Genomic DNA, 17282 nt, shown 5'->3' with positions numbered 1-17282 from the left:
CATGGCAAGACGTAAAAAAACAATTGGCTTAAATGATCCGTTATTTCATACAGATCATCGTCGACCTCGCACTCGCCGTGAATTCATAGCACAGGGTTTTACTGCTGGTACAGGCGCATTTATCGGAACCTCTGCCTTTAGTATGCTCGGTGGTCCCTCTGCACATGCGGCTTTGGCTGCAGATACGCAAACGGTGTTTGACAATCTTTGCGCATCATCAGGCGGCGGTAAAATACCTTTTATCGTTTTCGATTTGGCTGGCGGTGCAAACTTCGCGGGTTCAAACGTGTTGATTGGCGGCCCTGGCGGACAAGAAGATTTCCTAAGTACTGCGGGTTACAGTAAACAAGGTCTACCGGGTGATCGAACTCCTGCAAACGCGCAAACGAATTTTATCGACACGCAACTAGGCTTGAAATTTCATACCGAGAGCGCGCTGCTTCGTGGCATCATTTCTAAATTAACCGTTGGTAATCGCGCTAACGTCAATGGTGCGGTTATTCCAGCACGCTCACAAAATGATACGGGTAACAATCCCCATAACCCGATGTACGCGATTAACCTTGCCGGTGCAAACGGCGATGTGGTGGGTTTAATCGGTTCACGGAATAGTGATTCCGGCGGTAATTCAATGGCTCCGGCTGATTTTATGATGGCTGCAGGCCCTGAGGCGCGACCCACTAAAGTCGATCGCCCTTCTGATGTTACTGGCTTAGTTGATTTAGGTGATCTAGTTAATGTATTAAGTGCGAACGATACCGTCGCTTCAATGGAATCGATGTACCGTTTAAGTGATCAGAAATTTAATGTTGTTCAGACTGGGCTTACTGGCGCAGGCGGTGGATTAACTGACGCTGCCGCAAAAGATTTAGCGCGTTGCGCATATTTAAAAAGTGCGTTCTTAGCGGATCGTTTCGGAAACATTCCAATTGATCCTGCTGCCGATCCAGAAATTTTTCCACAGACAAATCAACCAGCAGGCATAACACCTGTATTTACAACGCAAGATTTCGGTGATAACGAAATTCGAAAAACTGCCTCGGTCATGAAAATGGTATTAAACCGCAACGCTGGTGCCGGTACGATTACCATGGGCGGTTACGATTACCACACTGGCGATCGAGAAACTGGCGAGCGTAGAGATGAGCGAGCGGGCCGTTGTATTGGTGGCGTATTGGAATACGCCGCGAAACTTGGTGAGCCGGTAATGATTTATGTTTGTTCCGATGGTTCGGTATTCAGTAACGGTACTATTGATAATTCTGCAGATGGTGATGGAAAAGGCGTTTGGACTGGCGACAATCAACAAACAGCTTGTTCATTCTTCCTCGTGTACAACCCAACCGGTGCTCCAGTATTGCGTGGCGCAAATATTGATGAGCAATTTAGACATCAGCAAATTGGTTATATGCGTGCGAGTGGTGACGTTGAAACTGCGGCGACTCCTGCAGCAAATAACGTAAACTTATTAGTGCAAACTGTGTTGCTGAATTACCTTGCATTGCACAATCAAGATCAGCAATTTCTCAATTTGTTGAATAATAATGGAATTGTTAATGGCCTCGGGGATAATAATTTGCGCGATAGCCTCACTGCATTTAACTTTATTCAAGATGATTCGGGCACTATTTTATAGTTCTGGTTTCTCAACCTCCAAATAAAAAAGCCGACACAGGTAATGTGTCGGCTTTTTTATAGGAAAAATTATCGTGTTTTATCTATATCGTTAACTCGTGAGCCCAGCAATATTTTTCAATAAACTAATAAAAGCATTGCATGACTGAATCGATGCAGATTCTTCCATCGTATGGTAACCGGTTGTAGGTATTTGCAGTGTCGTGCCGAGAACCAAGCCATTTGAAGCCGCGATAATTCTCCCCATTTCCGTACTGCCATAAGACTGTGGATTTTTCCCCTGCGCCAATGCCTCGCTATTTTTCTGCGTAATGTAATCATCTTTATACGAATAACTAATTCCGAGTTTTTTACAGGAGTCCTCGAGTCGTTGCGTTATCGCATGACTAAAGTCTGCATTGGCATCTTTGTGACGAAGCACCAATTGCTGTTTGTCCGCTGTTTCTCGGTCGGGATAGGGACTTGTGTCGACAACGACTAATTCGTTGCTTGGTTCGCCAAAACGCCGGAACCACTCCAGTAAGTAGCGCCAACTTTTGCCGGCTTCTTCTTGAGCAGTAAAAAAAGCAGTGCCCTGAAATCCGCAAGTAAAAAGATGAACAAGTGCTGCTGCAGTTAAAACATTATCAAGTTGACTTGAATAACATCCGTTTTCGATACTGAGTTTGTCCGCAAAAGCGACGGGCGTACCGGCTACTAAATGTTCCAAGCCATCTACTTCAAAAATCAAATTGTTTCGAAACTCACAAATGTAAGCGCGTTTAATGGTACCAGAACCGCGATAAGCACCGGACCATGGCTCATAAGCCGTTAATGGCAACGCGCCAAAACGATCGACAATTTTTCGCATTAGTTCTTCAGAAACCGAATTTCCCAATAAGTCGGACCGGCTACCAGCAACAAATGCGGCGTATTGAAATTCATTGGGGCCAGTACAAATTAAGCCATGTCTGTCGATGTGCGCAGAAAACATCGCTGAGTTTGGTTGATTGCCGCGCGCGACAAGTAAGCCTTCATACCACGTTACATTTGCACCACGCTCCTCTAACTCGCGTTGCAAAACTCGAAAAAAAGAATGCTCTGCGCCGACCACGCTCGGTTCGCGAATTAAAGCTTTAAGTAGATCAACAAAATCTTCTTGTTGGGACACAGTTTAAACCTTTTCTAGTGGCGGCAAATCAGTTGAATCGCCAGCGCGAATATACTCAAATCGCGGAATGTTTTTATTGTCAATAAAGACATCTTCAAGAAACATTTCCAGCGGGCGTACCCACAAATCATAATTTCCATATAAGCAGCGGTAAACAACCACAGTTTCATTGGTTTCTGAATGTTGGGCAGTGGAATATACCTGATATTCTTGGCCCTTGTAATGTTTATAAATACCCGCTTTTATATCCATGTGTTCCTCAAGTTCTACTTCTACTCGTATTCGATATGATCAAAAACTTCAGCAGACTAATCTAAGCCGCCTTGAATTCTACATATATTAATGATGTCGTTCTAAAAGCAATTTTTTATTTTTTAACTAGCCGATCGCCTGCTTTTGAAAAATAGGACCAAAACAAATAATTAATCAAATAAACCAATCGAATAGGGACTGGGTATTTGATAAAGCTTCATTATCTGTTCTTCGGTTGCGCGGGCTTGTTGGTTATCGATTACGATTTTATAACCATCTTCGTTACTAAAAATTACGTGTGGCCCCACAGAGTTGTGAACTAATTGTGCGAATTGATCAAAATCTCTAATGGGTACGCCATTGACTGAGTCGACAATCCAATTTTTCCAGTCGTGGTAGCCTAAGTTGACGTCTGCCGCCAACACTTTTAGTGCGACCACAACTTCGCGCTTATCTTCGGTGCTCCACTGTCTACGTAAATGTAAAAAATCTATCGGCGCTTGACGGCTCCAGTTACGCCCCCAGCGTTTGATCAAATTCATGTTCAAAGGAACAAAAACGACACCACCAAAAATATAATATTCGGGAAGTTGATCAAATTGTTCGGTGACGACTAAGCTATAACTCGCTAATCGACGTTGCGCGACGATATCAACGTTATGCACTTCTCCATTGCGAGAAATTTTTAATTTGATCGTATCACCGACATGATATTGATCGATGACATATTTGTAATTAGTCCGCAAATCTTTTCTCACTTCTATCGAACTGTCATCAGCGATCTCATATCCGTTGATTGCAAGTAAAACGTCATTTGGTTGTAGAGACTGACTGGCCGGCGAATCTTTAAAAATTTTTGTGAGTAAGATGCCACCTTGGTCTTGTGGTACGCCGTACGCGGCTTTCATTGCCGGACTATCCAAATCTTGGGTACGAAACCCTAAATCCGGGACGCCATCGTGCGTTCCATCTTCTGCGTCTTTAAGCACGTGTTTTATAACGCTGGGTGGAACAAAATAACCCAAGTTTTCACCACCTGGAATACCTTGCATGACGACACCAACAATTTTCTGGTCGACGATTACGGGGCCGCCACTATTGCCAGGGTTGATCGCGGCATCAATTTGTCCGGCCAGTAAATAACTACCGCTGTGTGAGTAATATTGGTGTTCGACTCGCGATAAAATTCCTTGGGTAATGCTCAGCGAATTGCCGCCATAGGGGTAGCCATAAACTGAAACTTCTTGAAGCGGCTCCGGTAGGCTGCCAATACTAAGTGGTTTTAGGTCTTTAAAAAAATCATCGGATTCAACTTCGAGTACTGCGAGATCAGCTTCGTGAGATACAAAAACAACTTTCGCTAAATATTTTCTTGGGTCACCGTTTTTTTGCGCTTGCAGATATCGTGCATCAGCGACAACGTGAGCGTTAGTTAAAATCCGATTACCTTCTATAACTGAACCGGAACCGCTGCTTTGACCCGGGTTGAGCAAACGCCAGGGTGTAAAATAATCCGGCGCCGCCGCAGTTGCGTGAATTTTTACCACCGCACTTTTTAAACGTTGGATTTCTCGTTCATTGGTTTGTGCTTGACTAAAGCTAGCGAGACAAACGCATGCAATTAAGCTTGTCGTTACAAAAAGTTTTTTCATTATTGTCTTTCCGTTGTTAAAGAGCCGTTGTCGAAAATGTGATGTTAGAGATCTTGTTCTCGAAATCGATGAATCTGGCGGCGTTGTTTTTTGGTGGGTTTTTTTGGTGGGAAATCTGACATGTTGTTAAATAACTTGCGTTCACCTGCTTGTTTTTCCCGTTTCGTAATGCTGTCAATGGTTTCTTTATAAAGTAGTTGAGCTTCTGGGGCGCCTCGACGTTGATCAGATAAGGCAATAACCTCGATTTCTCTATCATCCCAGCCAATCTTTATCGTTAACATAGTGCCTATAGTGATGTCACGGCTGGCTTTGATACGTTGACCAAGACTTTTAACCTTGCCGTTTTCAAGCGCGTTTTTTGCTAGGCTGCGAGTTTTATAGAAGCGCGCAGCCCAAAGCCATTTATCAATTCTTACTTTACTAGAATTCGTATCTTTCATTATAGATCGAATGTCGATTGTGGAAATATTTCGTCAAAGTGATTAATGACAGGAAAATCTATAATAGGTTCACGTTCACGCTGACTATCGGGCTGCTGGATACAGAGTAAATGATGTATGCCGAAGGTACTCGCTGATTTAAGTATCCGAGTTGTATCGTCGATGAACAATGTCCGTTTTGGGTCGAAATCTTCTTTTTCCTTAAGTAGCTGCCAAAATTCCTGTTCCTCTTTGGGGTATTGAAATTGATGAGAAGAAATAACCAAGTCTAACCATTGGTCAATTTTGGTAATTTCTAATTTCAAATCAAGACCAAGCGGATGAGAATTTGTAATCAACACCAAGCGTTTCTGCTGTGATCTTAGCCACTTAAGAAATTCAACAGCAAAGGGACGTATTTGTATCTTATGTTTTAAATTCTGTTTTAAATCAATAATATTGAGCTGCAACGATTCCGACCAATGCTCCAAACAATACCAAAGCAGAGTCCCTTCATGGGCTTTTATGTGCGCACGTAATACTTTTTGCGCTTCATCAAGATCTACTTGATGAGCAGCGGCATAGTGTTCAGGTAAATATTTTTCCCAAAAATAGTTATCAAAATGTAGATCGAGTAAAGTACCATCCATATCCAGCAATACGGTATCGATGGCATGCCAAGGGATCAGAGTCGGTTGATTTTTTTGCGTCATAGTGCGTGCAAGTATGACGATTTTTGAGACGATAGAGAACCGTTTTATGTTGCAAATAGTTTATTAAAATTAGGATATTTCCGTGAACAAAGACTTCGATCTACATCTAGATAATGTAATTAGCCAAACACTGCTAGAGCGAGTTCAGTCAATATGTGTCGACGCTGGTATCGCGATAATGGGGATTTATCAAAAGAATACTGAATTTTCAGTTGAGCTAAAAAAAGACGATACGCCGCTTACCCAGGCTGATATGAGCGCACATAAAATATTAGTCGAAGGCCTGAGCCAACTTATTGTAGACACACCAATATTATCCGAAGAAGCAGACCTCCCCCCTTTTGAAGAGCGCCGCACTTGGCCGCTGTACTGGCTTATTGATCCTTTAGATGGCACCAAAGAATTCATTAGCCGTAATGGTGAATTTACCGTTAACGTCGCGCTGATCTATCAGGGCAAGCCTGTGTTAGGTGTCGTTTATGTTCCGGCGAGTGGTGAAAGCTATGTAGGTGCCCGCGGTTTAGGTGCGTATAAAGTGCTTGATGGGGAAAAGAAAACAATATCGGTGCGAAAGCTGGAAGCAAATCAAGACCCCACAATTGTTGCGAGCCGCAGACATGGTGTAGAGCAGGTTGAGAAAATTCTTGCGAAATTAAGAGTGAATTTTGGTGCTGCAAAAGCCATTTCTATTGGCAGTTCGCTTAAATTTTGTCTGATTGCTGAAGGTAAGGCCGACCTATACCCTCGAACTGGGCCAACTTCAGAATGGGATACCGCAGCCGCCCAAGCTGTTTTGGAAGCAGCGGGTGGGCAGGTTGTGGATACCGAGTTTTCACCGCTGGTTTATAACCAGAAAGATAATATTCTCAATCCGAATTTTTATGCAATTGGCGACAAAAATTATGATTGGCGTGCCGTTCTGGCCTGATCTCGCCTAAAAATTGGCGGCCCAGGATTTTCTGGTCTACGCTGACAGAACACCGACTAATTCTGTGATGTTAGAAAGTTTTGAGAAAACGACAAATAAATCAGCTAGATATCGGTGAACCTGAACAGAGATTATAAACTTAAGAGTTACTAAAAATGAGACAACCACGCGCAGCCCACGTCGGAATTACGTTCAACAACATGGTATTTCTTCGTTCACAATTAGAAGATGAGATTACAAAATTGGAACGTCAGTTACAAAGCTTACGACTCGCGGACCAAGGCGCCAATTTCGCCATGGTCGAAAGTTACAAAGAAATGATTCATTCCCGTCGCGGCATGCTTACCGAGCTGCCCCATTAAGTAGCTAAGTTTTTACTCTAATTGCATCAATAAATTGCGTGGTTAATGTTTACCCGCGCATGCCTGATACATATGCCGCCGTTAAATCGCTTGAAGGTTTTTCGAATAAACTTTGACAGCGATTAAATTCGATTAACTTTCCTACTTTTTCTCGCATCCAAAAAAACGCTGCATAGTTAGCAATTCTTCGCGCTTGGCCGAGATTGTGTGTGACGATAACAACGGTAAAGCGCCCTGCTAATTTCTGAATAAGATCTTCAACCACAGCAGAGGCAATTGGGTCTAAGGCGCTACACGGCTCATCCATAAGTAATACCGAAGGCTGTAACACAATTGCTCTGGCAATACATAAACGTTGTTGTTGGCCACCGGACAATGCTAAAGCCGGTGAGTCGAGGCGATCACTTACTTCATCCCACAAGCCGACATCGCGAAGTGCGGTTTCTATTTTGTCATCCAATTCTGCACGTTTTTTAATGCCATGCTCACGTAAAGGCAGTTCAATATTTTTCTTGATCGACAGTGGAAATGGATTTGGTTTTTGAAAAATCATGCCTATTTTTCGTCTTAACATTAAGACATCAGTTTTTTCGTGGTAAATATCCTTTCCTTCAAATTCAATTTGGCCAGATATTTTTGCATCAGAATTTAGTTCTGCGAGGCGATTCAGTGAGGATAAAAAACTTGTCTTTCCACAGCCAGATGGACCTATTAGCGCAGTGATACAACCTTTGTAAATACTAAGCGAAACATCTGCTAACACAATTTTATTTTGATAAGCGACAGTAAGGTTTGAAATAGATAAATGAGCTTGCGGGTCACAACAGGGTGGACCTACTGTAATATTACTTAAAGTGTAAGTTGTCGATTGTTCAGTATTATCTAGAACATCTTGATCAAAATTATTTTTCATAATACCTGCACTTTTTTAAAATACTCTATTCGTTTATTTTGTTGATATTCGTCGTGCTAGCCAGCGGTCTGTCAATGTAATTGCGATCAGATTAAGCATGATAATGAGTAATATTAATACCAGTGCTGAAGCGTACGCAGCTTGATCGCCGCCACTGACGTTCATTGATAAATCGTAAATATGAACTGCGAGTGCCCGTCCGGAATCAGAAAGTGATTCAGGCATTCTGTCAACGTAACCACTGGTAAAAATAAGTGCCGCAGTTTCTGCCGTTGCTCGGCCAATAGCTAAAACTAAACCTGCAGCAATGGCTGGTGCAGCGGCAGGCAACAAAACTTGCCATAGTATCGATGTTCTCGACATGCCCAACGCTATTCCCCCACTACGCCAGTCGTTTGGAATTGCAGCGAGCCCGGATTCCGTTGTGCGAATTATTAGCGGCAACATCATGCAAGCAAGTGTCAGTCCACCAGATAATATTGAAAAACCCAAGCCTAAAAAATTTGCAAAAAAAGCGTAGCCGAATAAACCGAAGACTATCGAAGGCACGCCTGCAAGGACGTCTAAACTTAAACGTACGGAATGAGCGGTTCGATTACCGCGAGTTGTAAATTCCGCAAGCCAAATTGCCGCTGCGACGCCTAAGGGAACAGATGCGAGAATGGCAACAAGTAAAATTAATAAGGTAGAAACAAGTATTGGCGCAATCCCACCGGAGCGGCCAAAATTACTGGGTTCGTCAACGATAAAACGCCAAGATAAGTGAGAGGCGCCCTCAATTATTATATCCCCTAATAAAAACACCAAAAACGCCACAACAGCAACTGCACAGGAATAAATGAGTGATGTGAAAGCTTTGTCTAAAAACATTATTTTGTTCTGATATTTAATTGTGACTAAATCAACGCTGAATATGAGCGTCGTTATGTGCATTGCGATTTGCCAGCCACGCTAAGATAAAAACTAACATCGTTAATAATAAGCCAGAGGCAAATAAACTCGCTCGGTGTTGATCCACAGCATAGGCCATTTCTAAAGCGATATTTGCGGTCAAAACACGGACGGGATCAAATAAGCTGCTCGGCGTGTTGACCACGTTACCCGCTACCATTAGTACCGCCATTGTTTCTCCGAGGGCACGGGCTAGCGCTAGCAATATTCCGCTGAAAATGCTTTTTCTTGCAGCGGGAATAGCGACACCAATAATTATTCCTTTTCGTGTCATCCCCAAAGCGGAAGCCCCTTGTAACCATTGCGTTGGCACGGTGGCGAGGGCTGATGCGGAGGTAATTGCCACCGTTGGTAAAATCATTAACGACAGAATTAAAATCGCCGCGAGTAAATTTGCGCCGGGCGGCTGCAAGTGCGCGAGTATTGGTACTAAGACGGTGAGACCCCATAAACCATAAACAACTGAGGGAATTCCAGCGAGTAAACCGATCAGCGAACGAAATATTCTAGCAACTAGGCCTTCGGCAAAAAAAGTTTGAAAAACCGCACAAGCTAAACCAAGTGGTGCAGCGATAGTAATTGCACCAAACGCTGCGGCCAATGTCGCCCATAACATCGGCAGCAGCGCATATTTGTTTTCCAAGGGGAACCAACCTTCATCCTCAAAAAATAATGTCCAATGCGCATTGTTTAGCGCTGGCCAGGCTTCTTTGACTAAGAAAATAAAAACAAAAATAACAATGATGGCCGCGATTATCGCGAGCAAAAATAAGACGGAAGAGACAGTTTTATCAATTCGCCAGGGGAACAAAATACTGTGCTTCGATAAGATCATTAACAGCCTTCGATTGCGCGAAATCAATAAATTGTTTTGCTAAACCTTGTGGTTCAGACTTACTGACGAAATTTAGCGGCCGAGATAAAGGGTAAGTACCTTCGCGAACGTTACGAACGCTGGCTTCGATATCAGACATAGGTAGTAATTTTATAGGTGTTCCCATCGAAGCCTCATATTCGGCGGCACCAATGGATACATAACCGATAGTTTGAGGGTTTCCAGAAACGGTTTTTATGCCCTGTTGATTGTCACCAATAATGACGCTTGCTTTAATCTGAGAATTTTTTAAGTCGAAGTGCGCGAGAAATAATTCTAATGTTGAACGACCTTCTGCTTTATTAACGACATTGATTATCCCTTGTTTTCCATTCACGCTCTGCCAGTGACTTATTTTACCGGTAAAAATATCGATAATTTGTTGCTCGCTTAATGTGGTCAAATTATTACTAGCGTGAACGATAATACCGATTCCATCTTTGGCGATAGTGTGCGCGATTAAATCAGTTTCATTAGATTTAAGCGCACGAGACACCATTCCTAAATCTGCACGACCTGAACGCGCGTCAGCAATACCTCGTGACGAGCCGCCGGATTGCACATCAATTCGAGTTCCCGGATAGGTTTTTTCAAATCGCTTGGCGATTTCGAGGGCCAAAGGTGCCACTGTGCTGGAGCCGGTTATGGTGAGTCTTTCGTCCGCCGCGAATACAGTCTGAGCCAATAACAGCACGCCGGCTAAGAATAATGTAGAGAATATTGTTTTGCCCATATAAGCCTTTCGTAATTTCGTTCTCGATTCTCATCTCTCGAGTTATTTTCTACCAGACAATCTTCGTCGGCTTATCGTTTAAAGAAGAATGTGGTTCGAGATGGGAGCCATCGACATGATTTTTCCACCGTTGTTCCCTATACTCGCCCATTAACTTGAGTTTACGCACGACGGCCTATTTAGATGCATTGCTTCCGAGGCAATAAAACTGATACGTCGAATGTTAAAAACAAGTTACACATCGAAATTGCAAATTGGGACTTTGAATGATTTTAGGTAAATTAATTGGCGGAATACTAGGGTATTTAATCTATGGCCCCATAACCGCCATAGTCGGTCTTTTTGTAGGCCATATGTTCGATAAGGGCTACGCGCTTATTAAAATGGGCGGTGCGCCAGTTCAGCAAGTCCAGAAACAATTCTTTGAATCTGTTTTTATACTTATTGGCTATCTCGCCAAAGCCGATGGCAGAGTATCAGAAGCTGAGGTAAAACAAACCGAACACTTTATGGAGCAAATGCGTCTGAACGCAGAGCACAAGCGTGAGGCCATTCGCTTGTTTAAGTTAGGCGCCGAACCAAATTTTAATCCCGATGAAGTCATTCAAAAATTTCGACTGAGTTGTGGCCGCTTTCCGAACTTAGTTCAGCTATTGTTGGTTCATCTCATTAATGTTGCTTTGGCAGATGGTCGTTTCGATCCAGCAGAAGAATCTGTATTAAAGAAAGTCGCGCAAGGCTTGGGGCTTTCTCAAGCGGCATTTGAACAAATGCTCCGCATGATTAAGGCACAGGATGCTTTCGGTGGTGCTGGTTACGACAGCGGTAGTTTTGGTTCTGGCGCGTCTCAAGCGAAGGCCGTAGATCTTGCGTATCAGGCTTTAGGTGTCAGTGAAAGTGCGAGCGATAGTGAAATCAAAAAAGCCTATCGAAAACTAATGAGCCAATACCATCCCGATAAACTCATGGGCCAAGGTGTGCCAGACGATATGATTCAAGCGGCGACAGAGCGTTCACAAGAAATCCAACGGGCCTACGACCTGATTAAAAAATCCCGCGCCTGAAGCCTCGTAAAATTGTCTATATTTACCGTTGCGGCGACACCGGTTCTTGTTCCTCGACAATTGCTCTTGCGTTGCTCAAGAACACTTACTGTTAGTGGCCTTATAAGTTACATCTATGTAACGATGCAAAACCTGCCGACAAATTCACTGTTGTTGTTGAATTTGTTGTTGCGCTTTTTTAAGTCGCTCTTTTTCCTTTTTTTCACGTTTTTTTTCTGTTGTCTTGCGTGCGTCTTCGCCCATGTGGAACTCGTTGCGTTGACGCGCTAATTCCATTTGTTTTTCTCTTTCAGCAAAACGTTTTTTCTGGTCTCCGCTGACTTTGCCAAAACAATGCGGGCAACTTACACCTTGCTGGTAATGTTCGCTGGCTTTATCTTCTTCGGTGATTGGCAAGCGACAAGCAAAGCACTGGTCGTAACTACCTTTTTCTAAACGGTGATTGACTGTTACCCGATCATCAAAAACAAAGCATTCACCTCGCCATAGTGAATTTTCTTCAGGTACGTCTTCTAGATACTTAAGTATCCCGCCTTTTAAATGAAAAACTTGATCGAAACCTTGTTGTTTTAAATACGCGGTAGATTTTTCACAACGTATTCCGCCGGTACAAAACATCGCAATTTTTTTATCTTTGCATTCTTCCAAATGATCTTTTACATATTGGGGAAATTCACGAAAGGTTGTGGTGTGCGGGTTTATCGCATTCTCGAAAGAGCCGACTTCAACCTCGTAGTCATTGCGGGTATCAACCAACAGAACATTTGGATCGCTGATTAAGGCATTCCATTCTTGAGGATCAACATAGGCACCAACAGATTCGTTGGGATCGATATCTTCAACGCCCATGGTAACGATTTCGCGTTTCAATTTTACTTTTGAGCGCTTAAAAGGTGGCTTGTCAGTGAGAGACTCTTTGGTGTCAATGTTAGTGAGACGGGGATCTTGATTTAACCAAGCGAACACTGCATCGATACCGGCTCTGCTTCCCGCGATAGTGCCGTTGATACCTTCATGGGCAAGCAACAAAGTACCGCGTACCTGTTGGTTCTCCATTACTTTTTTTAAAGGTTCGCGAAGATCTTCGAAATTATTGAGTGAAACAAATTTATAGAGCGCACAGACCACGATGGGGCCGCTATTGGAAACTGACATGCGTATTACCTTATTCTGCAAGCTGGAACGTAAATCCAGGGCTATAGAAGGGGCGCTATTGTAGCGGAAAATTAAGGGAGGGTGAATGCCGGAAGATTAATGTGGAATTAAAAAAGCCGGAGTAACTTTTTGTTAATCCGGCTTTTAGTTATGTATTGCGAGGCTTATGTGGCTAAAACTAAGGGGTTTACGACTTAGGAATAACGCGCACTATGCCCTTGCCTTCGGTAGCGACATAAATAAAACCGTCGGGGCCTTGGCGAACGTTGCGAACTCGGCCAATATCTTCCATCACTGGTGTTGCGGAAGTCACTGCGTTGCCTTCGACTTTACATAACGCGAGATAACGAAATTTTAACGAGCCTGCTAATACATTGCCTTTCCAATCCGGATACTTATCGCTCGTCACAAAAGTCATCCCGGAGGGGGCAATAGACGGTACCCAATACCAAATCGGGGATTCCATGCCTTCGCGTTCGGTTCCTTTGGCAAATTCAGTTCCGCTGTAATTGATGCCGTAACTTAAAATTGGCCAGCCGTAATTCGCACCCGCTTTAATAATATTTATTTCGTCACCGCCGCGGGGGCCATGTTCGTGAACCCAAATGTCACCGCTTACGGGATTTTTTGCCATGCCTTGTGGATTGCGATGACCATAAGAAAACACTGCTTCTTTAGCCCCTGCTTTGCCGATAAAAGGATTGTCTTGGGGAATTTTTCCGTCGTCATGTAAGCGATAAATTTTTCCGCCATCACGAGTAATATCTTGCGGATTGTCATCACGTTGTCCGCGCTCACCGATAGAGAAAAATAAATAGCCGTCGTTATCAAATTCAATACGGCTTCCATAATGTTGTCGTGCCCCGGTATTTGGCCCAGCCTTGTACAACACTTCTTGTTCAACGAGGGAGTTGCCTTGCAACTTCGCACGCATGATCGCGGTATGGCTTCCACGCCCTTCTCCTTCGGGGCTTGAATACGAAATATAAATCCAACCATTGTCGGTGTAGTTTGGGTGCAGTTCGATATCGAGCAAACCACCTTGGCCATTGGCATGAACTTCGGGTACGCCAGCGATGGTTTTGCTGGGCTTCTCGTCACCTGCTCGATATAGCTCTCCGGCGCGATTAGTTACAAGCATGTCGCCGTCTGGCAGCCACACCATGCCCCAGGGGACAGCAATGTCGTCAATGATCGTTTCGGTGGTGTAGTCGGCAGCAAAGGACAAAGTTGAAAAGAGAAACAGAGTACAAAAGCTTAGAATTGTGGTTATTTTTTTCATGGTGCTCTCGGGTAGTTTTTTAGGAGGATGAGTAAAGTGGAGATGGGATAATAGTCTGTATCCGGGAGAATTGGTTCCCCAAATTCGGATATTTTATATGGTCACGTAAAGAAAGGTTTAAAGATCTCTCGATAAACTAAATGCCCCGCGGACCTGACCGAGAGAGTAGCCGGTCGCTTCATCATCTGGATAAAATTCCTTAATTGCTAGGCTCAACTTGTGATCAATTGTTTCTCCGTGACAAAGCAAACATATACTTTCGACTTTTTGCGCTTTTAAAAATCGAAATTGACCATCGATGATCTCAGCGTGCTGTAAATTATCCGACGATATCGCGGCTATTGGTTGCTGATCAAATTGCTCTAAAATTTTTTCCTCCCAATCGCTGGGTATCGCAGATTGTTTGTTGCGAGGTTTTAAACTGACACGTTTTACTTGCCAGCCACTTTCAAGACTTATTTTTTTTGTGATCATAGGTGCAGTGATCGAGCAAACTTGAATGGCCGCGATTGATCCTTGTTCTTCGATTGTCTTCTTTAATGTTGGTTTTAATTCAGCAACAAATTTACCGACGATAGTCTCTGCCTCAGCTTCCAAGGTCCTTAGGTTTTCCTCCGTTGCTAAATTTTCTACGGTTCTAAAAGAAGTGGGGTCAGAATTTTTTTGGCCGCAGCTGACCAAGGCAACGCAAAATAGCGCCAAGCCAAGCAGTTTCAATAAGATTTGCATTTTTATCTTCCTCAATCTATCTGCGTTCAGGGTAGCGTGTACCCTACCTTAAATTGTTGACACAAAACAATCGCTCGGTCGTTAGTTTTAAAAGACCAAGCGATCGACGAAGATAATACTTTTGATTCAGGTATTTTGCGTCTCAAAGGCTCGATAAAATGAGATTGTTTTATGCGTTGAGAGTTATTAGAAAGTGATCGTAAAGAAAAGAGCAGGGTATTTTCCGCATCTAGAAAATAATCCTGCTCTCATTTTTAGCGCTTATTTATTTACATTGTGTTTTAACCCAGTTTTGGCAATTAGCGCTATTTACCGGGCGAGTGAGACTGCGAGCGGTGTCATTCTCATTGCCACTAGGGCCGCAGATAATTCTGGCGGTACTGCAGCCAGAGCTAATGTTGTCTGCCCCCGCGCCGCCAATCAGGAAGTCATTATTTCCCTTTAGGTCTCTAATGACGTCATTGCCGCTGCCGCCATTTGTCAAGGAACGATTTCCGGTGGAACCAACAACTACATCCGAACCCGATTCACCGAAGCTGTAATTCAAATCACCTTTATTAGCATCGATCCAATCGACGCCACTACCGCCATGAATCTTATCGCGGCCGTTTCCGCCCTTGATGAGATCGTTGCCGCCACCGCCATAGATCGCGAGCCGGTAGCCATTGTAAATAAAAGGGTACAAGGAAATCTTTCCGTTCCCGCAAGAAAAGGTGGTGGTTTTAGTAAGCACTTGTACCTGATCATCCTTATCGCCGAGACATAAATTGGCATTTTCCTGCAAGCCATTTCTGCCACTTTTACCATCGACGGTGAAGGCAAAGTATCCTCCTAGACATTCTCCATTGCGGAATACTACCGAGGTCAAGGTTTTTTCTTGTGAGCCCCGAATATCACCCGCACCCAGAAATAATTTATAGGCCCCATCACTAAAATCGAGATTACCGGTTGATCCTTGTGGTGCCATAATTATTCGATTAGATGAGGGACAGTTAGCGTTTTGTGAAAATACCTGTATCGAAATACTAAACAAACAAATTAGTTTAATAAAATTAGTAATTATTTTTTGCATAACGTTGGTTTTCTCCTGTAGTTTCTAAATATCGATTTGTTGTTGAACTTTTTCCAAGGTGCTGGCGGGTAATTGAAATTTTAGCGCTTCAAAATATTCCTTTCGTTGTTCGTAGGGCGTTACGTTGAGAAACTCAACTAGAAATTCTGGCTGCGTTAGAACTGCGAGACTACTCGTCGCGTCAATGCATGGGAAACCGCAGTGCCCAAGCGCGGGAGCCACTGCATCAATCCAGCCGGGCCATTCCAAGTCATGGTAATGCTGTAACGTCCATACTGTTTGGTTAAGAAAATTGGAAGCTTGATGATTCGCTAAGCTTAGTAAAGCTGCACTATACAAGCGCTGATCCGTATCAGGATTCGCCGCTATGCTTGCGACCCACTGAAGACTCTCTTCACTACCGGAGCCTGCGTAAGTGTAGCGTTGCAGTAATAGTTGCGCTTCAATCACAGGTTTCGCTTCTAAGTCCTGTAATAGCTTATCGGGTAAAACTAAGCTGGATAACTCGGGTAAGCGATTGAGTAGCTGCAATAATGTGACTCTATTTATAGCATCATCGGATTCCAGAAGAAGAGTGGAAAAATAGCGCTGTAAATCTGGTTTTGATGTAGCGTTTATTTCGAGCACAGAGCCGATTTCTTCTATCGCTGGGATCAAAATTAAATCATTGACTTGATACAAAGCAGCGGATAATTCTTCTAAGCACTCGTTTCCAGTGCTTTCTAAGCATTGTAAATACAGTTGGTATTGATAGTTTTCAGAAAGTGCCTGTCGCGTTAAACGATCGAGATGGATAATATTCTGGCGGGTGTCGACCTGTTCGAATTTTATTTCAGTTGTTTCTTGCGTAGCTTGGTTATTAGCTAACTCGGTATTTTCATGTCGGTTATTGACGGGGAGAAAAAATTGCTCGGCGGTCTCAGATTTTTGATGTTTTTTGTGTGCAATAAAAATTATATTTTTATAATTAAACTTCCAAAAAATAGTAACCATCAGTAGTACTAAGGCGGCAACTAGAGCTATCCGAAACCGAGTAGTAAGTGTTTTATTCATAATTAAGCTACAAACTTATAGGCGGTCTTAGATAAAAGCGTTATGAATGTAGCGAAATAAGAAACCTTAAGTCAATGGTGAACTGTAAACCTTCTAAAAAAACCAAACTTTGATTAACATTTGTTAAAAATAAGACCTAAGCAAATTCAGTTTTTGAGTGGAGAAGTAATATTCTGTTTTGGGGAAGTGCATTCGACAGCAAGAAAAACAAATCTTTATTAGTATTTCTTATTTGGAGAAATAATTTTCCTTTATCTCGGAATTTGACGTGCTTACATAAGCCTTGGTTGATGCTGTAAAAACATAATTGATTTTTTAAGAATATATTATCCATTATATATT

Annotated in this window: 18 protein-coding genes; 4 read left to right on the top strand and 14 right to left on the bottom strand. The window is 43.0% G+C overall.

What is annotated here, in order from left to right; all coding sequences use genetic code 11:
• Position 1 precedes the first annotated feature (1 nt).
• On the top strand, positions 2-1636 hold the full coding sequence (locus tag ACYUCY_RS14555) for a hypothetical protein (protein ID WP_460227244.1): 1635 nt from the start codon (positions 2-4) through the stop codon (positions 1634-1636).
• Positions 1637-1726: 90 nt separating this feature from the next.
• On the opposite strand, the gene ACYUCY_RS14550 is transcribed toward ACYUCY_RS14555, so the two are convergent.
• The 5 genes from ACYUCY_RS14550 to yrfG all read right to left on the bottom strand — a co-directional run bounded on the left by ACYUCY_RS14550 (position 1727) and on the right by yrfG (position 5800).
• Positions 1727-2785: a peptidase M42 gene (locus ACYUCY_RS14550; protein ID WP_460227243.1), complete on the bottom strand. Its 1059-nt coding sequence runs from the start codon at positions 2783-2785 to the stop codon at positions 1727-1729.
• Positions 2786-2788: 3 nt separating this feature from the next.
• Positions 2789-3037 (bottom strand): DUF1653 domain-containing protein, encoded by a 249-nt coding sequence (locus tag ACYUCY_RS14545; protein ID WP_460227242.1) that lies wholly within the window; start codon positions 3035-3037, stop codon positions 2789-2791.
• Positions 3038-3207: 170 nt separating this feature from the next.
• Positions 3208-4689: a S1C family serine protease gene (locus ACYUCY_RS14540; RefSeq protein ID WP_460227241.1), complete on the bottom strand. Its 1482-nt coding sequence runs from the start codon at positions 4687-4689 to the stop codon at positions 3208-3210.
• A 44-nt stretch (positions 4690-4733) separates the two neighbouring features.
• Positions 4734-5132, bottom strand: a complete 399-nt coding sequence (locus ACYUCY_RS14535; RefSeq protein WP_460227240.1) for an RNA-binding S4 domain-containing protein — start codon at positions 5130-5132, stop codon at positions 4734-4736.
• Entirely contained in the window at positions 5132-5800 is a 669-nt protein-coding gene (yrfG, locus tag ACYUCY_RS14530; protein WP_460227391.1) for a GMP/IMP nucleotidase, read from the bottom strand. The genes ACYUCY_RS14535 and yrfG overlap by 1 nt, the downstream gene beginning before the upstream one ends.
• 106 nt (positions 5801-5906) lie before the next feature.
• Between yrfG and cysQ the strand changes: the two genes are divergently transcribed.
• On the top strand, positions 5907-6752 hold the full coding sequence (gene cysQ, locus ACYUCY_RS14525; RefSeq protein ID WP_460227239.1) for a 3'(2'),5'-bisphosphate nucleotidase CysQ: 846 nt from the start codon (positions 5907-5909) through the stop codon (positions 6750-6752).
• Positions 6753-6907: 155 nt separating this feature from the next.
• Positions 6908-7114: a hypothetical protein gene (locus ACYUCY_RS14520; RefSeq protein WP_460227238.1), complete on the top strand. Its 207-nt coding sequence runs from the start codon at positions 6908-6910 to the stop codon at positions 7112-7114.
• Positions 7115-7163: 49 nt separating this feature from the next.
• Here the strand turns inward: ACYUCY_RS14520 and ACYUCY_RS14515 are convergent, their stop codons facing one another.
• The 4 genes from ACYUCY_RS14515 to ACYUCY_RS14500 are packed head-to-tail and all read right to left on the bottom strand — an operon-like array spanning position 7164 to position 10585.
• Positions 7164-8027, bottom strand: a complete 864-nt coding sequence (locus ACYUCY_RS14515) for a phosphate ABC transporter ATP-binding protein (RefSeq protein WP_460227237.1) — start codon at positions 8025-8027, stop codon at positions 7164-7166.
• Between the two features lie 33 nt (positions 8028-8060).
• The gene (gene pstA / locus ACYUCY_RS14510; protein WP_460227236.1) at positions 8061-8897 is read right to left on the bottom strand and encodes a phosphate ABC transporter permease PstA; all 837 of its coding nucleotides are present in this window, start codon (positions 8895-8897) and stop codon (positions 8061-8063) included.
• A 31-nt stretch (positions 8898-8928) separates the two neighbouring features.
• Positions 8929-9813 carry a phosphate ABC transporter permease subunit PstC gene (gene pstC, locus ACYUCY_RS14505; protein WP_460227235.1) on the bottom strand — a complete coding sequence of 295 codons (885 nt, stop codon included), beginning with the start codon at positions 9811-9813 and terminating at the stop codon, positions 8929-8931.
• Complete coding sequence (locus ACYUCY_RS14500) at positions 9770-10585, bottom strand: phosphate ABC transporter substrate-binding protein (RefSeq protein WP_460227234.1); 816 nt, start codon at positions 10583-10585, stop codon at positions 9770-9772. The genes pstC and ACYUCY_RS14500 overlap by 44 nt, the downstream gene beginning before the upstream one ends.
• Before the next feature lie 266 nt (positions 10586-10851).
• On the opposite strand from ACYUCY_RS14500, the gene djlA reads away from it, so the two are divergent.
• Positions 10852-11649: a co-chaperone DjlA gene (gene djlA, locus ACYUCY_RS14495; RefSeq protein ID WP_460227233.1), complete on the top strand. Its 798-nt coding sequence runs from the start codon at positions 10852-10854 to the stop codon at positions 11647-11649.
• A 144-nt stretch (positions 11650-11793) separates the two neighbouring features.
• Here djlA and trhO read toward each other — a convergent pair whose 3' ends face one another.
• From trhO to ACYUCY_RS14470, 5 genes are all read right to left on the bottom strand, one after another.
• Positions 11794-12804, bottom strand: a complete 1011-nt coding sequence (gene trhO / locus ACYUCY_RS14490; protein ID WP_460227232.1) for an oxygen-dependent tRNA uridine(34) hydroxylase TrhO — start codon at positions 12802-12804, stop codon at positions 11794-11796.
• A gap of 187 nt (positions 12805-12991) precedes the next feature.
• Positions 12992-14086, bottom strand: coding sequence for a PQQ-dependent sugar dehydrogenase (locus ACYUCY_RS14485; RefSeq protein WP_460227231.1), 1095 nt, complete (start codon positions 14084-14086; stop codon positions 12992-12994).
• A gap of 117 nt (positions 14087-14203) precedes the next feature.
• Positions 14204-14815 (bottom strand): Tll0287-like domain-containing protein, encoded by a 612-nt coding sequence (locus ACYUCY_RS14480; RefSeq protein WP_460227230.1) that lies wholly within the window; start codon positions 14813-14815, stop codon positions 14204-14206.
• A gap of 265 nt (positions 14816-15080) precedes the next feature.
• Positions 15081-15887, bottom strand: coding sequence for a calcium-binding protein (locus ACYUCY_RS14475; RefSeq protein WP_460227229.1), 807 nt, complete (start codon positions 15885-15887; stop codon positions 15081-15083).
• 24 nt (positions 15888-15911) lie between these two features.
• Complete coding sequence (locus tag ACYUCY_RS14470; protein WP_460227228.1) at positions 15912-16940, bottom strand: hypothetical protein; 1029 nt, start codon at positions 16938-16940, stop codon at positions 15912-15914.
• Positions 16941-17282: the final 342 nt, after the last annotated feature.

It is taken from the genome of Aurantivibrio infirmus (assembly GCF_054767315.1).
This window is presented reverse-complemented; position numbering and strand designations above follow the sequence as displayed.

Coding starts and splice junctions, on each gene's coding strand:
- ACYUCY_RS14555 (WP_460227244.1), top strand. CDS start 2: ATGGCAAGACGTAAAAAAACAATTGGCTTAAATGATCCGTTATTTCAT.
- ACYUCY_RS14545 (WP_460227242.1), bottom strand. CDS start 3,037: ATGGATATAAAAGCGGGTATTTATAAACATTACAAGGGCCAAGAATAT.
- ACYUCY_RS14540 (WP_460227241.1), bottom strand. CDS start 4,689: ATGAAAAAACTTTTTGTAACGACAAGCTTAATTGCATGCGTTTGTCTC.
- ACYUCY_RS14535 (WP_460227240.1), bottom strand. CDS start 5,132: ATGAAAGATACGAATTCTAGTAAAGTAAGAATTGATAAATGGCTTTGG.
- ACYUCY_RS14520 (WP_460227238.1), top strand. CDS start 6,908: ATGAGACAACCACGCGCAGCCCACGTCGGAATTACGTTCAACAACATG.
- ACYUCY_RS14515 (WP_460227237.1), bottom strand. CDS start 8,027: ATGAAAAATAATTTTGATCAAGATGTTCTAGATAATACTGAACAATCG.
- pstA (WP_460227236.1), bottom strand. CDS start 8,897: ATGTTTTTAGACAAAGCTTTCACATCACTCATTTATTCCTGTGCAGTT.
- pstC (WP_460227235.1), bottom strand. CDS start 9,813: ATGATCTTATCGAAGCACAGTATTTTGTTCCCCTGGCGAATTGATAAA.
- ACYUCY_RS14500 (WP_460227234.1), bottom strand. CDS start 10,585: ATGGGCAAAACAATATTCTCTACATTATTCTTAGCCGGCGTGCTGTTA.
- djlA (WP_460227233.1), top strand. CDS start 10,852: ATGATTTTAGGTAAATTAATTGGCGGAATACTAGGGTATTTAATCTAT.
- trhO (WP_460227232.1), bottom strand. CDS start 12,804: ATGTCAGTTTCCAATAGCGGCCCCATCGTGGTCTGTGCGCTCTATAAA.
- ACYUCY_RS14485 (WP_460227231.1), bottom strand. CDS start 14,086: ATGAAAAAAATAACCACAATTCTAAGCTTTTGTACTCTGTTTCTCTTT.
- ACYUCY_RS14480 (WP_460227230.1), bottom strand. CDS start 14,815: ATGCAAATCTTATTGAAACTGCTTGGCTTGGCGCTATTTTGCGTTGCC.
- ACYUCY_RS14475 (WP_460227229.1), bottom strand. CDS start 15,887: ATGCAAAAAATAATTACTAATTTTATTAAACTAATTTGTTTGTTTAGT.
- ACYUCY_RS14470 (WP_460227228.1), bottom strand. CDS start 16,940: ATGAATAAAACACTTACTACTCGGTTTCGGATAGCTCTAGTTGCCGCC.